General features: G+C 67.1%; 17 protein-coding genes. 2 read left to right on the top strand and 15 right to left on the bottom strand.

The genetic code is table 11. The features are described 5' to 3' along the window. Positions 1–9: 9 nt before the first annotated feature. The 11 genes from DKG75_RS00665 to DKG75_RS00615 form a co-directional block, all read right to left on the bottom strand. Positions 10–225 (bottom strand): hypothetical protein, encoded by a 216-nt coding sequence (locus tag DKG75_RS00665; protein WP_208112027.1) that lies wholly within the window; start codon positions 223–225, stop codon positions 10–12. 19 nt (positions 226–244) lie between these two features. Then, the gene (locus DKG75_RS00660; RefSeq protein WP_109919151.1) at positions 245–454 is read right to left on the bottom strand and encodes a hypothetical protein; all 210 of its coding nucleotides are present in this window, start codon (positions 452–454) and stop codon (positions 245–247) included. A gap of 17 nt (positions 455–471) precedes the next feature. Beyond that, the gene (locus DKG75_RS00655; protein WP_109919150.1) at positions 472–1,461 is read right to left on the bottom strand and encodes a serine/threonine-protein kinase; all 990 of its coding nucleotides are present in this window, start codon (positions 1,459–1,461) and stop codon (positions 472–474) included. 54 nt (positions 1,462–1,515) lie between these two features. Next, positions 1,516–1,845, bottom strand: a complete 330-nt coding sequence (locus DKG75_RS00650; RefSeq protein WP_208112028.1) for a hypothetical protein — start codon at positions 1,843–1,845, stop codon at positions 1,516–1,518. Continuing rightward, on the bottom strand, positions 1,842–2,333 hold the full coding sequence (locus DKG75_RS00645) for a hydrogenase maturation protease (RefSeq protein ID WP_109919149.1): 492 nt from the start codon (positions 2,331–2,333) through the stop codon (positions 1,842–1,844). Before DKG75_RS00645 ends, DKG75_RS00650 begins: the two co-directional genes overlap by 4 nt. After that, positions 2,306–2,623 (bottom strand): hypothetical protein, encoded by a 318-nt coding sequence (locus tag DKG75_RS00640; RefSeq protein ID WP_109919148.1) that lies wholly within the window; start codon positions 2,621–2,623, stop codon positions 2,306–2,308. The genes DKG75_RS00645 and DKG75_RS00640 overlap by 28 nt, the downstream gene beginning before the upstream one ends. A gap of 12 nt (positions 2,624–2,635) precedes the next feature. Next, positions 2,636–2,950, bottom strand: coding sequence for a hypothetical protein (locus DKG75_RS00635; protein ID WP_109919147.1), 315 nt, complete (start codon positions 2,948–2,950; stop codon positions 2,636–2,638). Between the two features lie 67 nt (positions 2,951–3,017). Beyond that, on the bottom strand, positions 3,018–4,616 hold the full coding sequence (locus tag DKG75_RS00630; protein ID WP_109919146.1) for a nickel-dependent hydrogenase large subunit: 1,599 nt from the start codon (positions 4,614–4,616) through the stop codon (positions 3,018–3,020). A 28-nt stretch (positions 4,617–4,644) separates the two neighbouring features. Further along, positions 4,645–5,607 carry an NADH-quinone oxidoreductase subunit B family protein gene (locus DKG75_RS00625; RefSeq protein WP_109919145.1) on the bottom strand — a complete coding sequence of 321 codons (963 nt, stop codon included), beginning with the start codon at positions 5,605–5,607 and terminating at the stop codon, positions 4,645–4,647. Positions 5,608–5,794: 187 nt separating this feature from the next. Next, entirely contained in the window at positions 5,795–6,013 is a 219-nt protein-coding gene (locus tag DKG75_RS00620) for a hypothetical protein (RefSeq protein WP_109919144.1), read from the bottom strand. Between the two features lie 75 nt (positions 6,014–6,088). Next, entirely contained in the window at positions 6,089–7,534 is a 1,446-nt protein-coding gene (locus tag DKG75_RS00615) for a sigma-54 dependent transcriptional regulator (RefSeq protein ID WP_109919143.1), read from the bottom strand. Positions 7,535–7,739: 205 nt separating this feature from the next. On the opposite strand from DKG75_RS00615, the gene DKG75_RS00610 reads away from it, so the two are divergent. After that, positions 7,740–8,558 (top strand): SDR family NAD(P)-dependent oxidoreductase, encoded by an 819-nt coding sequence (locus DKG75_RS00610; protein WP_208112029.1) that lies wholly within the window; start codon positions 7,740–7,742, stop codon positions 8,556–8,558. 75 nt (positions 8,559–8,633) lie between these two features. Then, the gene (locus DKG75_RS00605; protein ID WP_109920091.1) at positions 8,634–9,521 is read left to right on the top strand and encodes a DUF1295 domain-containing protein; all 888 of its coding nucleotides are present in this window, start codon (positions 8,634–8,636) and stop codon (positions 9,519–9,521) included. Here the strand turns inward: DKG75_RS00605 and DKG75_RS00600 are convergent. The 4 genes from DKG75_RS00600 to DKG75_RS00585 all read right to left on the bottom strand — a co-directional run bounded on the left by DKG75_RS00600 (position 9,505) and on the right by DKG75_RS00585 (position 11,616). Further along, positions 9,505–9,936 (bottom strand): GNAT family N-acetyltransferase, encoded by a 432-nt coding sequence (locus DKG75_RS00600; RefSeq protein ID WP_208112030.1) that lies wholly within the window; start codon positions 9,934–9,936, stop codon positions 9,505–9,507. The genes DKG75_RS00605 and DKG75_RS00600 overlap by 17 nt on opposite strands. Continuing rightward, positions 9,933–10,622: a glutathione S-transferase N-terminal domain-containing protein gene (locus tag DKG75_RS00595; protein WP_109919141.1), complete on the bottom strand. Its 690-nt coding sequence runs from the start codon at positions 10,620–10,622 to the stop codon at positions 9,933–9,935. Before DKG75_RS00595 ends, DKG75_RS00600 begins: the two co-directional genes overlap by 4 nt. A 114-nt stretch (positions 10,623–10,736) precedes the next feature. After that, a complete protein-coding gene (locus DKG75_RS00590; protein WP_109919140.1) occupies positions 10,737–10,943 on the bottom strand; it encodes a cold-shock protein in 207 nt (68 codons plus the stop codon). Between the two features lie 175 nt (positions 10,944–11,118). Then, complete coding sequence (locus DKG75_RS00585) at positions 11,119–11,616, bottom strand: GNAT family N-acetyltransferase (RefSeq protein ID WP_109919139.1); 498 nt, start codon at positions 11,614–11,616, stop codon at positions 11,119–11,121. Positions 11,617–11,621 lie beyond the last annotated feature (5 nt).

Below are 11,621 nucleotides of genomic sequence, written 5' to 3'. Positions count from 1 at the left end.
GGCCGGGCCTCAGCGATAGCGCAGGTTCTTGAACAGATAGGGTTGCAGCGCGCCGCCCGCGACGCCGCCGCAAAGCCCCGCCAGCCACAGCGGCGCCCCGATCAGGCCGAGCAGGACGACCAGCGCCGCCGTGGCGCCGATGCCGATCGCCATCTGGCTGTAGGCCTTAGGGGGATCCGCGAACAAGGTGCCCTCGAAGAAGCGCCCGACCGAGCTTTTCGCCATTTCCCACATCGCGCGCTCCTCAGAGTATCAGGGCCAGGACGACGAGGGCGATCACCACCCCCGGCACGCCGGCGAGGGGGCCGTAGAAACCGCCCATGAAGGCGGCAAGATCGCGCCCCAGGTCCTTGCCGCCGATGGCGACGCCGCTGGCCGCCCCCGCCGCCATTGCGCCCAGGGCGCCGAGGACGAGGGCGGCAAGGGCACCGACGATGGAAATGCCGAGCAACATGAAACATCCCTCCCCGTTCAGGCGCCGGCGCCCGCGGCGCCGGTCAGCATTTCCCGTTCGATCTGCACGCAGGCTTCGGCGACGATCCGGACCTTGTCCATCTCGCCCTGGGCCGCGAAAACCTCCCGCGCTTCGCTATAGGCGGCGCGGGCCAGCGCCAGGTTGCGCGGATTGCCGTCTTCCGGATGTTCGGGGTCATCCGGCAGGTTCCACAGGCAATTGGCCTTGTTCGCCAGCGTATTGGCGTATTCGCCCGGCATGTCGGCGCGGGTGCGGACGCGCAGCGCCTCGTCATAGGCATCGAGGGCGCGCAGATTGTTGGCGACCGCATGCGACGACGAGGCATATTGCAGCGCATTGCCGAGATTGTTCTGCAACATGGCATATTCCACCGGATGGTCGACGATATTGACCACCCGGAGTCCTTCCTCGAAGGCCTGGACCGCCATCGCCTCGCGCAGGCGGGCACGCTCGTCGACCATGGGAATGGAGAGGAAGGCCGTCGCCAGATTGTTCTGGAGGATGGCGAATTCGGCCGGATGGCGGCCGCGGTCGAAGGTGCGTAGCGCCCGCTGGTAGGCGGCGATGGCGTCCGTGATCCGTGCCCGCCCGGCACCGGCGAGGTTCTGCAAGGTCACGCCGAGGTTCATCTCCGCCTCGGCCACTTCCTCCGGCCGGCCGAACTGGGCCAGCACCGGGATCACGGCCTCGAAGGCCCGGCATGCCGCGTCCAGGGCCGCGGTTCCCGCCTCCGGCAGGGCCTGAAGCGCGGTGCCGCGACGCGCGCCGATCCGCGCCAGCAATAGCGGATCGCCATCGCCGGCCAGCGCCAGGGCACGATCGTAGAGATCGATCGCGGCGCGCAGCACCTCCGCCGATTTCGGCCGGCGTTGCAGGCCCATGGCGATTTCCATCAGCATTTCGGCCCGTTCGGCCGGGGCGACGGATGCATCTTCCGCCACCGCCAGCGCCGCGCGCACCTGATCATCGCTTTGATCGAGCGCCATGCCGGTCCTCCCTGGCCATTCCTGGAATGGCATATTTTCTTGTCACTATGATAATCATGTTTGCGGCACGCTGTCCACGCCGGCGAAAGCCCCGTCGATGCGCAGGGCCATGTCCGCACTGTCCCAGACCGCTTCGAAGCTGCGGTCCGTACCGTCGTCCAGGCCCTGGTCGCGGAAGAAATCGCCGGCCGCGACCACCCGGTCGCCGGCACCGTTCACCTGTTTCACCAGATAGCCCCCGCCCCCGGAAAAGCGGACTGGCAGGACCATGAGCCCGTCCGCCCGGCGCAGCAGCACGACCGCCGACAGGCCGGCGAAATAGCGATCATAGACCGGGGCCGGCAGGTACAGGCTGCCCCGGCGCAGGGTCAGGCGCGCGGTCACGGTGCCGGCTCCAGCAGGCGGGCGATGCGTGTCGCCACCGCCTCGACCGCGGTCGCCACCGGGGGCGTGAGGCCGAGGCCGAAATCGAGGTCGCCCGCCTCGATCAGCAGGACCGTGACCTCGCCCGGAAACTGATCGCCGTAGATCCTGCGCCCGGCGTGAAGCGCGTGGTCCCAGCGGAAATCATGCAGGGTCATGCCCGGGCGGTGCGGCGCCGCCAGGATCTCGCCCGGTACCTCGTAGATGGCACCGGGCACAGCACCGGTGCGCGCGGCATCGACGATGATCAGGCGCCGGCAGCCCCGGGCGGCATAGAGCACGGCCATGCCGTCGGTCCCGGCATCGAACAGCCCGGCCCCGCCGACGCCCGCCTGGCGCAGGCGGGCGATCACCGCCGGCCCGGCGCCGTCGTCGCGCCGGTTCGGGTTGCCGCAGCCGATCACCGCCGCCGTCACCGGGCTCAGATCCGCCACAGCCGGCAGGACCATTGCGGTTCCACCGGCAGGTCCAGTTCCGGCAATTCGCACCAGCGCCGGTGGACGAGATAATACATGCAGGTCTCGCAGGCCTGCTCGATCCCGCCGTGTTCGACCGGATCGAGGGTGAAGCCGCCGATCACCAGCTTTGCCCGGGGATCGTCCCCGGCCCGGCGCAGGCGCCCGATCACGGCCTGCACATCCTCGGACGTGTCGGCCCGGGGAAAGACCTCGGTCGCCAGGCCGCCGGCCAGCAGGGCGCGCAGGTCGCCGGCCGAGACGGGAGCCATAAGTGTCGCCATCGCCCGCCCCCGTCAGATCCGCCACAGCCGGCACCACCAGTCGGGTTCGACCGGAACCGCCAGTTCGGGCAGGTCGCACCAGCGCCGGTGGACGAGGTAATACATGCATTCCATGCAGCGCTGCTGGTCCGGCCCGAACGGATGGTCGACGAAGCCGCTGACCACCAGCTTGCCCTCGAGGTCGTCCACTTCGAGGTCACGCAGCTGCGCCAGGATGTCGGCGAATTCCTTGTCCGTTTCGGGAAAGGGCTCGGTCACCGTCCGAAGCCCCTTCCCCAGCATGTCGGCGATGGTCTTCAGCAGTTCCTGGGTTTCGCCCGCGGTCATGTCCCCACATCCTCCTTCCCATGTCTTCCGGGGGGCCGGCGGGGGCCGGCCTCCCCTTGCAATGGCATCAGGCGGTGCGGAACGCGGCCAGTTGCTCGCCGGTCGCCGCGTCATGGGCATGCACGGTGCAGACCAGGCAACTGTCGTAGGACCGGCAGACGTGGCCGACCTCGACCGGATCGTGGGGATCGGCGATCGGCGTGCCGATCAGCGCCTCCTCGATCGGGCCGCGGCTGCCGTCGTTCGACCGGGGGCCGACGTTCCAGGTGGTCGGGGCGATGATCTGGTAATTCTTGATCTTGCCCTTCTCGACCTCGATCCAGTGGCAGAGCGCACCGCGGATGGCCTCGGTCGCCCCCCAGCCCCGGCCGTCGCGCTCGGTCGGCTTTTCGTACCAGCTGTCCTTCAGGCGGAATTCGCGCAGGATCCGCTCCGCCTCGCGGTAGAGCTTCACCCCCTCGTGCATGCGGGCGAAATGGCGCAGCATGACCGAGGCCCCGCCCATCTTCTTGTACATGTCGAGGACCAGGGGATCGTAGTGCTGCCAGCTTTCGCCGTGGCGCCCGCCGGCGATGAGCTGGCGCGACAGCGGCCCCGCCTCGAGGCGGCCGTCCTGGTCGTGGGTGACGGCGACCGACCAGGAATAGCGGGCGTCGTGATCGACGTCGTTCTTTGCGATCGCCTTGGTCGTGCGGTCGAAAGGGTGCAGGTGGCCCGGCTCGTCGTACCAGGCATGGCCGACGTCCTCGCGGGTGAAGGACTGGTCCATCAGCTTGTGGGTGTCTGCCGCGCCGTCGTAGACGCCGGACTTCATGATCACCGAGGCGTTGCGGTTCTCGATCGTCGGCTTGTTGTACCTGTCCTCGTGCGGCAGGTAACCCCAGGAGACATAGCGGCCGTGGCCGCGGCCGTATTTGTCGAGGCCGATGTCGAGGCTCATGCGCCAGAACAGGCCGAGGTCGGAATTGGCATGTTCCGGCCGCTCGTCCAGCCAGGCCATGAAATCATCGTAGGAGCGGATCTCCTCGTAGCGTTCCAGCGAACAGCCGAGCCACATCGGCTCCATCCAGTTGCGGCGGAAATGTTCGAGGATCGACCAGGCGCGGGTGATGTCGGTCAGGGTCGGCGCGCACATCACGCCGCCCGGCACCATATAGCTCGAATGCGGCCACTGCCCGCCGAGCAGGGCATAGATCTCGACCGGCCGGCCCGAGATGGTGACGCCGACCTCGTAATTGGTGCCGGTGAAGGGCGCCCAGCGTTTCACCGCCTCTTCGTAGAAGGGCGAGGAGGCGTAGTTCTTGTTCGTGTAATCGATCATGAACAGGCCGTAGTGGTGGCGCGGCAGGCTCTGGATGCTTTCGACGATCTGGCCGAGGTTGCGGGCCAGGATGGCGTTGCGCGGCACCGTGGTGCGCCACGCGGTATCGAGCGCCCAGGCGGCGCAGGTGAGATGCGAGGCGCCGCAGATGCCGCAGGCGCGCGGCGTCACCACCAGGCCGGCCTGGGGGTCCTTGTCGCGCAGGATGATCTCGAAGCCGCGGAACAGTTCGGCCGAGGTCCAGGCATTGACGACGACGCCATCCTGAATGTCGACGCGGACGTCGAGGTCGCCCTCGACCCGGCCGACGGGGGAAATGTCCAGGGTCTGGACGGCAGCGGACATGGGTTTTCTCCCTTTATTGTCGTGGTCGTCAGACGACGAAGATGTCGCTCTCGGCCCAGGCGGGCGAGGCGGCCTTGGCGGCGGCGGTCAGCTTGATGTAACCGGTCTTGTCAACGCCCGTCGGCATGTCCTTGGGCACGCCCATCACGGTCTGGGTCTTGAACACCGTGCCGGGGTTGAGATCGAAGAAGGGGAATTCCGGCTCGGTGCAGCCCATGCAGGGCATGCCGGCCCGGGTCTTCGACGATTGCCGGTTCCACAGGATGCGGTTGCAGGGCGAATGGGTCATCGGCCCCCGGCAGCCGAGGTCGTAGAACAGGCAGCCCTTGCGCTGGCCGAATTCCGTCGCCGAGACTTTGTAGGCGAAATGCATGTTGCGGGTACAGCCGGTCTGGGTGAACGAGGTGAAGAAAGTCTTCGGCCGCTGGAATTCGTCGAGCGTGAGGTCGCCCGCCCGCCCGGTGGCGACGGCGACGACGATCTGGGTGATCCAGTCCGGGTGCGCCGGGCAGCCCGGGACATTGATCACCGGCAGCCCCGCCTTGGAGCGATAGGAGGCACCGAGCGCGCCGCCCTGGGCCCGCTTCAGGAATTGCAGGCCGACGCTTTCGGACGGATTGGGGGCGACGGCGGGAATGCCGCCGTAGGTGGCGCAATCGCCGATCGCGACGACGAAATTGGCGACCTTGCACAGATCGGCCACCCAATCCTTCATCGGCCGGCCGGCGAAGCGGTTCCACTGGCCGGTGCCGTTCGGCGCATTCACCACCGTGCCCTCGAAGACGAAGATATCGAGGGGCATCTCGCCCGAGGTCAGGGCGCGCAGCATGCGCTGCAGGTTCTCGCCCAATTCCATGCCGAGCGACGGGTGCCACAGCACATTGATGCCGAAATCGGTCACCAGATCGCAGGCGCTCGGCTCCTCGGCATTGAGGAACGACATCGTATTGCCCGAGCAAGCACCGCCCTGAAGCCAAAGCAGATTGGCCATCGCGTCCTCCCGTGGGTTGTCGACTTAAGGTCGAACTGTTTCCGGGAGATGAGGCAGCAAGTCGCATGCCATGACGGCACTGCGATGATCAGGGAAATAAATCGGCGGAATGCCTGCACCTTCCGATGGTGCGGCGCGATAGGAAAGACCGATCGAGGTGCAAAGTTACTATACAGTGGAAACTTGCTTAACCATGCCGGCCGCCGCATTGCGGGCAGGTCACTTCCAGCAGATAGCCGAACCAGATGCCGCGGCAGCGGCTGCACCAATGGCCGGTGCATTGCTCGGCCGGCGCCCCCAGCTGCCGCGCCAGGGGGCCGAGGCCGAGGTCGCGGAAGGCCCGCCGTTCCGGGCGCACCCGGCTGTGCGGGAAGGAAACGATCGTGGTCGAGGTCTGGTCCGCCATGCGCTGCTCCCGAACGACAAGCCCGGGCATTATAGGACCGGCGCGGCGGCCCGCGGCGAGCAATTTCCGATCGCCCTATTTCCCTTCCGTCAAGCCGTAGCGCTTGATCTTGTTGGCGAGGCCGACGCGGGACAGGCCCAATTCCTCGGCGGCACGCTTCTGGTTCCAGCGGAGCCGCGCCAGGGTTTCCTGCACCGCGTGTTTCTCCAGCGCCTCGACCTTGTCCTTCAGGGTCTCGCCCTCGGGCACGAAGCCGTCGGCGCTGCGCGGCGGCTTGGGCACGACGTCGAGGATGGCGGGCGAGAGGTGGCGCGTGGTCAGATATTCGCCGTCGCGAGTCAGCGCCACCAGGCGGCGGATTTCATTCTCCAATTCGCGCACATTGCCCGGATAATCGTAATGCCGCAGCTTCTCGATCAGATTGGCGGAAATGCCCAGCACGCGGCGGCCCATGGCCTCGGCATGCTTGGCGGTGAAGAATTCGGCCAGGATCGATATATCGTCGGCGCGCTTCCTGAGCGGCGGCACTTCCAGTTCGAAGCCCTTGAGGCGGAAGTAGAGGTCCTGGCGGAATTCGCGCTGCGGCACCATGGCGGAAAGCCGCCGGTTCGAGGCGGCGATGATGCGGACATTGCAATGGACCGCCTTGTCGGCGCCCAGGGGCTTCACCTCGCCCTCCTGCAGGAAGCGCAGCAGGCTGACCTGGAAGGCCGGTGAAATCTCGGAAATCTCGTCGAGGAAGACGGTGCCGCCGTCCGCCGCGCGGAACAGGCCCAGACGGTCGGCGATCGCCCCGGTGAAGGCGCCGCGCTTGTGGCCGAAGAGTTCCGAATGCAGCAATTCGTCCGACATGCCGCCGCAATTCTGGATCAGCAGCGGGCTCTGCCGGCGGCTGGAATTATAGTGGATGGCACGGGCCAGCAATTCCTTGCCGGTGCCGGTGTCGCCCTGGATCAGGATCGGCAGGTCGGTGGGCGCGGCCTGGCGGGCAAGATCGCACAGCGCCGCCATCGGCTCGCTTCTGTAGACCAGCTTCTCGAAGCGCTGGCTTTCGCCCCGGATCGAGGTGGGCGAGAGGTGGAACAGGCCCGGCACCTCGCCGACCTTGAATTCGCGCGACAGCAGGCGGTGGCGCCGCGCCAGTTCCCGCGTTTCCAGCCCGCGCTTCACCACCAGGGCCAATTGCGCGGCATCCAGCGGCTTGCGCAGGTATTGATAGACCGCGGTGCGGTTGATCAGGTCGACGGCGCCTTCCGCCACCGCCGGCAGGACCAGGATGCGGACGATTTCCGGATGCCCGATGCGCAAGTCGGCCAGCAAGGCCCCGCCATCGGGCCCGGCGCCGTTCAGCGCCTCGGCGACCACGAGATCGACCTGGGCATCGTTGACCGCCGCCCGTGCCGCGGCGATTTCCGGCACCACCAGCACCCGATAGCCGTAATCGGCTTCGAGAAGGCCGGCGGCCTGCCGCCAGACCTCGGACACCCCGGCCATGATCAGGATGGTGCTGGTGCGTTCCATGAAACTTTGTTTCCAGTTTGCTTAGAGCATATGCAGCTCCGTTTCCCGGAACAAGCGGCATTGCATGACCGAACGATGGCATAGGCGCCGGCCGCACCATCGGGCAGACTGGCCCGCGCAGCCGCGTGGTGCAAAAGCCCCTGGCAAATGACAGAAATGTCAGTTATCCGAGAGCCACAGCGCAAAGAAGCAAATGGGGAGAGGCATGTTCATTCTGAAGGATCGGGTCGCCGTCATCACCGGCGCCGCCGGCGGCATCGGGCGCGGCATCGCGCTGGCGCTGGCCAAGCGGGGTTGCCACCTCGCCCTCTCCGACATCGACGAGGCGGCGCTGGCGAAGACCGCGGCCGAATTCGCCGGCAAGGGCATCCGCGTCACCCAGTACCGGCTCGATGTCTCGAAGGCGGAAGAGATCGCCGCCTTCCCCGCCCGGGTCCTGGCGGACCACAAGGGCGTGGACCTGCTCTTCAACAATGCGGGCGTCGCCATCGGCGGGACCTTCGAGCAGGTTTCGGAAGCGGATTTCGACTGGCTGCTGTCGATCAACCTGTTCGGCGTGATCCGCATGACCCGGGCCTTCATGCCCCTGCTGCGCGCCAGTTCGGAAGCCCGCATCGTCAACCTGTCCAGCCTGTTCGGCCTGATCGCGCCGCCCGGGCAGACCGCCTATGCCGCCAGCAAGTTCGGCGTGCGCGGCTTTTCCAACGCGCTGCGCCATGAACTCGAACTGGAAGGGGCGAAGATCGGCGTCACCGTCGTCCACCCGGGCGGCATCGCCACCTCGATCGCCAGGAATGCCCGCGTGCCCACCGGCATGAATTCCGGCGATGTCGAAAAGCAGCGGAAGGATTTTGAAGCCTTCCTGAAGATGCCGCCCGAAAAGGCGGGCGAGATCATCGTCCGCGCGGTCGAGACGCGCAAAGCCCGCGTCCTGGTCGGCAACGACGCCAAGGCCGCCGGCCTGATCGAGCGCCTGTTCCCGGTCAACTACTGGAAGCTGCTAGGCCGGGCAATGAAGTCCTGAGCCTAGTCCATCCGGCCGTGTCCCCCGCGGGTGGCGATCGCCATGATGATCGCCGAACCACGGGAGGGCACGCGGATGGCGGGGAACCGGGCCGAGAACGGGGCGATCGTCATCGCCTATGCGGCGGCGTTGGCCGCAGGCGCCGTCGTCCTCTACACGGTGCCGCTGCGGGCACCTTTTGACGCGCTGGCCGCCGATATCGCCGCCACCCTCGTGATCTTCGGCTTCAGCCGGCATTACCGCAATTCGAGCTTCTACGACGCCTATTGGAGCGTGATCCCGCCCCTGCTGGCGCTGCACTGGTTCGTGCAGGGCGGTACGGCCGAGCCTTGGCGGGCGGGGGTCGTGACCGGCCTGGTCTGGCTCTGGGGGATCCGGCTGACGGCGAATTGGGCCGTCCATTGGGGCGGCCTCGGGCATGAGGACTGGCGCTATGCCCTGGTGCGCCGGCGCGCGGGCAAGGCCGCCGCCCTGGCCGATCTGTTCGGCATTCACCTGTTCCCGACCTTGCAGGTCTTTCTCGGCTGCCTGCCCGTCTATGCCGTGATGGCCTATGGGACCGGGCCCTTCGGCGTGCTCGACGGGATCGCCGTCGCCGTGACCCTGGGCGCCATCGCGATCGAGACCGTGGCCGACCTGCAATTGCACGCCTTCACCGCCCGGCGCCGGCCCGGCGGCTTCATCCAGTCGGGGCTCTGGGCCTGGTCGCGCCACCCCAATTATTTCGGCGAACTGGGGTTCTGGTGGGGCTTGATGCTGTTCGGCCTCGCCGCCGCCCCGGGCCATTGGTATTGGCTCGTACCCGGCGCCGCGGCGATGACCGCCATGTTCACCCTGGCCAGCATCCCCCTGATGGACCGGCGCAGCCTGGAGCGCCGGCCCGGCTATGCCGCCTATCGGCAGCGGGTGTCGGCCCTGGTGCCGCTGCCGCCCCGCCGCCCGGGGATCAGACCGAACGCTTGAAGTGATAGCTGGCGATGTGAAGGCCGCGGGCGAAATAAAAGCCGTGGGCGGCAAAGCGCTGGACGCCCGAATCGAGGTCCAGTTCCTGGCAGCCCCGGGCCCGGGCTTCGCGCAGCAGCCAGTCGATCAGCACCGTGCCGTCGCCCTTGCCCCGCCGCGCCTCGGTGGTGACGAGATCGTCGACATAGAGCTTGAGGCCGGCATAGAGCGTCTCGTAGATGCGGAAACCGGCGAAGGCCACCGGCGTGCCGTCCTCGCCGGCGCGCCAGACGATGCGATAGCCGTCGCCCCGCATGCGGGTCGCGCGCTCCAGCAGGTCGTCCGGCCCGCTCAATTGCGGGCGAAGCTGGCTGATCACCGGGAAAAGGGCGCGGACCTCATCGTCGGTCACCGCCTCGAAAACCATCTCGCTCATGGGCGGGCCTTCTGTCCGAACAGGACTTTCTTCGCTTCCTCGTCGTCGTTCAGGTTGCGGCGCAACTCCTTGCCGACGGCGAAGCCCTTCTGCACCGCCGGGCGGGCTTCGATCGCCTCGAACCAGCGCTTGAGGTTGGGGAAATCATTCAGGTCCTGGCCCTGGTTCTTGTAGGGCACGACCCAGGGCCAGGCCGCCATGTCGGCGATCGAATAATCGCCCGCCAGGAAATCCCGGTCGGCCAGGCGCTTGTTCATCACGCCGTAGAGGCGGTTGACCTCGTTGGTATAGCGGTTGATGCCATAGTCGATCTTTTCCGGGGCATATTGGCGGAAATGATGGGCCTGGCCGGCCATGGGGCCGAGGCCGCCCATCTGCCAGAACAGCCATTGCTCGACCTCGACCCGGGCCCGTTCATCCGCCGGATAGAACTGCCCGGTCTTGCGGCCGAGATATTGGAGAATAGCGCCCGATTCGAAGACGGAAACCGGCGCGCCGCCGTCGTTCGGCGCGGTATCGACGATCGCGGGCATGCGGTTGTTCGGCGAAATCGCCAGGAAGGATGGCTGGAACTGCTCGCCCCGGCCGATGTTGACCGGCTTCACCGCATAGGGAAGCCCCGTCTCCTCCAGCATGATGGTGATCTTCCAGCCGTTCGGCGTCGGCCAGTAGTAGAGTTCGATCATCGTCACCTCCCCGTGGTCGGGTGACGATAGCGGCTAAGCCGCTCCTGCACGAATGCGCTGGGCGCAGGGCAGATAGAAAAAGCCCCGCGGCATCGCTGCCGCGGGGCCCTGTCGTCAGGCGGCCTGGAGATTGACCGCCGAAACCTTGCCCTGGCGACCCTTTTCGAGGTCGAAGCTGACCCGCTGTCCTTCGACCAGCGTGCCGAGGGTGGAGCGTTCAACCGCCGAGACGTGCACGAACACGTCGGCGCCGCCGTTTTCAGGAACGATAAAGCCAAAGCCCTTGGTGGCATTGAACCACTTCACGGTGCCGGTCGTCATAGGAGATAGTCTTTCAATCAAGCATGGTCATCCTGCGGGTTCGCAGAACGGAACAGATTCCAATGTCGGAGAGGGAGGCGCGTCGCTGTCAAACGAAGGAGCGCGGTCGCCAAACGTCGAAACGTGAACGCCGCTAATGTGGGCCACCATGCCCGGATCAACAAGTGCAAAAATTTCAAAGCCCGAAAGCGCGGGCGTAATGGACCGCGCCGACATGGCCGGCCAGGGCCCCCGGCCTCAATTCCAGGGCCATGAAGGCGTCGCCGGCGAAGGGTGCCTCCAGCTTTGCCGCCAGCGCGGCGGAAAAGCCGAAGCGCGGATAGTAGCGGGCATGGCCGAGCACCACCACCGCCTCGATGCCCCGGTCCCGCAGCAGCCCGAGCGACGCCCGGACGAGGGCCGCGCCGATGCCCCGGCCCTGCCGCCCCGGCACGACGGAAACCGGGGCCAGGGCCACCGCCCGCACCGGCCGCCCGTCGACGACGACGCCGAGATCGGAATAAAGGATATGCCCGACGACCGTCTCGCCCTCGACCGCGACCAGCGACAGTTCCACATCGCCGTCGCGGGCCAGCGCCGCCACCAGTTCCGCCTCTTCGGGCTGGCCGAAGGCGGCCGTGGTCAGCGCGGCGATGGCGTCGTCATCGGCCGGCACGGCCTCGCGGTAGTCCATCGCCG

This window comes from Zavarzinia compransoris, assembly GCF_003173055.1.
Taxonomy (GTDB): domain Bacteria; phylum Pseudomonadota; class Alphaproteobacteria; order Zavarziniales; family Zavarziniaceae; genus Zavarzinia; species Zavarzinia compransoris.
The sequence above is the reverse complement of the archived record's forward strand: the minus strand, read 5'-3'. Positions and strand labels throughout refer to the sequence as shown.

Excerpts from the sequence above, each read along its gene's own strand:
- DKG75_RS00635 (WP_109919147.1), bottom strand. The coding sequence starts at position 2,950 with ATGACCGCGGGCGAAACCCAGGAACTGCTGAAGACCATCGCCGACATG.
- DKG75_RS00600 (WP_208112030.1), bottom strand. The coding sequence starts at position 9,936 with ATGAGCGAGATGGTTTTCGAGGCGGTGACCGACGATGAGGTCCGCGCC.
- DKG75_RS00625 (WP_109919145.1), bottom strand. The coding sequence starts at position 5,607 with ATGGCCAATCTGCTTTGGCTTCAGGGCGGTGCTTGCTCGGGCAATACG.
- DKG75_RS00605 (WP_109920091.1), top strand. The coding sequence starts at position 8,634 with ATGGCGGGGAACCGGGCCGAGAACGGGGCGATCGTCATCGCCTATGCG.
- DKG75_RS00620 (WP_109919144.1), bottom strand. The coding sequence starts at position 6,013 with ATGGCGGACCAGACCTCGACCACGATCGTTTCCTTCCCGCACAGCCGG.
- DKG75_RS00665 (WP_208112027.1), bottom strand. The coding sequence starts at position 225 with ATGGCGAAAAGCTCGGTCGGGCGCTTCTTCGAGGGCACCTTGTTCGCG.
- DKG75_RS00595 (WP_109919141.1), bottom strand. The coding sequence starts at position 10,622 with ATGATCGAACTCTACTACTGGCCGACGCCGAACGGCTGGAAGATCACC.
- DKG75_RS00640 (WP_109919148.1), bottom strand. The coding sequence starts at position 2,623 with ATGGCGACACTTATGGCTCCCGTCTCGGCCGGCGACCTGCGCGCCCTG.
- DKG75_RS00585 (WP_109919139.1), bottom strand. The coding sequence starts at position 11,616 with ATGGACTACCGCGAGGCCGTGCCGGCCGATGACGACGCCATCGCCGCG.
- DKG75_RS00630 (WP_109919146.1), bottom strand. The coding sequence starts at position 4,616 with ATGTCCGCTGCCGTCCAGACCCTGGACATTTCCCCCGTCGGCCGGGTC.
- DKG75_RS00590 (WP_109919140.1), bottom strand. The coding sequence starts at position 10,943 with ATGACGACCGGCACCGTGAAGTGGTTCAATGCCACCAAGGGCTTTGGC.
- DKG75_RS00615 (WP_109919143.1), bottom strand. The coding sequence starts at position 7,534 with ATGGAACGCACCAGCACCATCCTGATCATGGCCGGGGTGTCCGAGGTC.
- DKG75_RS00655 (WP_109919150.1), bottom strand. The coding sequence starts at position 1,461 with ATGGCGCTCGATCAAAGCGATGATCAGGTGCGCGCGGCGCTGGCGGTG.
- DKG75_RS00610 (WP_208112029.1), top strand. The coding sequence starts at position 7,740 with ATGTTCATTCTGAAGGATCGGGTCGCCGTCATCACCGGCGCCGCCGGC.
- DKG75_RS00645 (WP_109919149.1), bottom strand. The coding sequence starts at position 2,333 with ATGGTCCTGCCGGCTGTGGCGGATCTGAGCCCGGTGACGGCGGCGGTG.
- DKG75_RS00660 (WP_109919151.1), bottom strand. The coding sequence starts at position 454 with ATGTTGCTCGGCATTTCCATCGTCGGTGCCCTTGCCGCCCTCGTCCTC.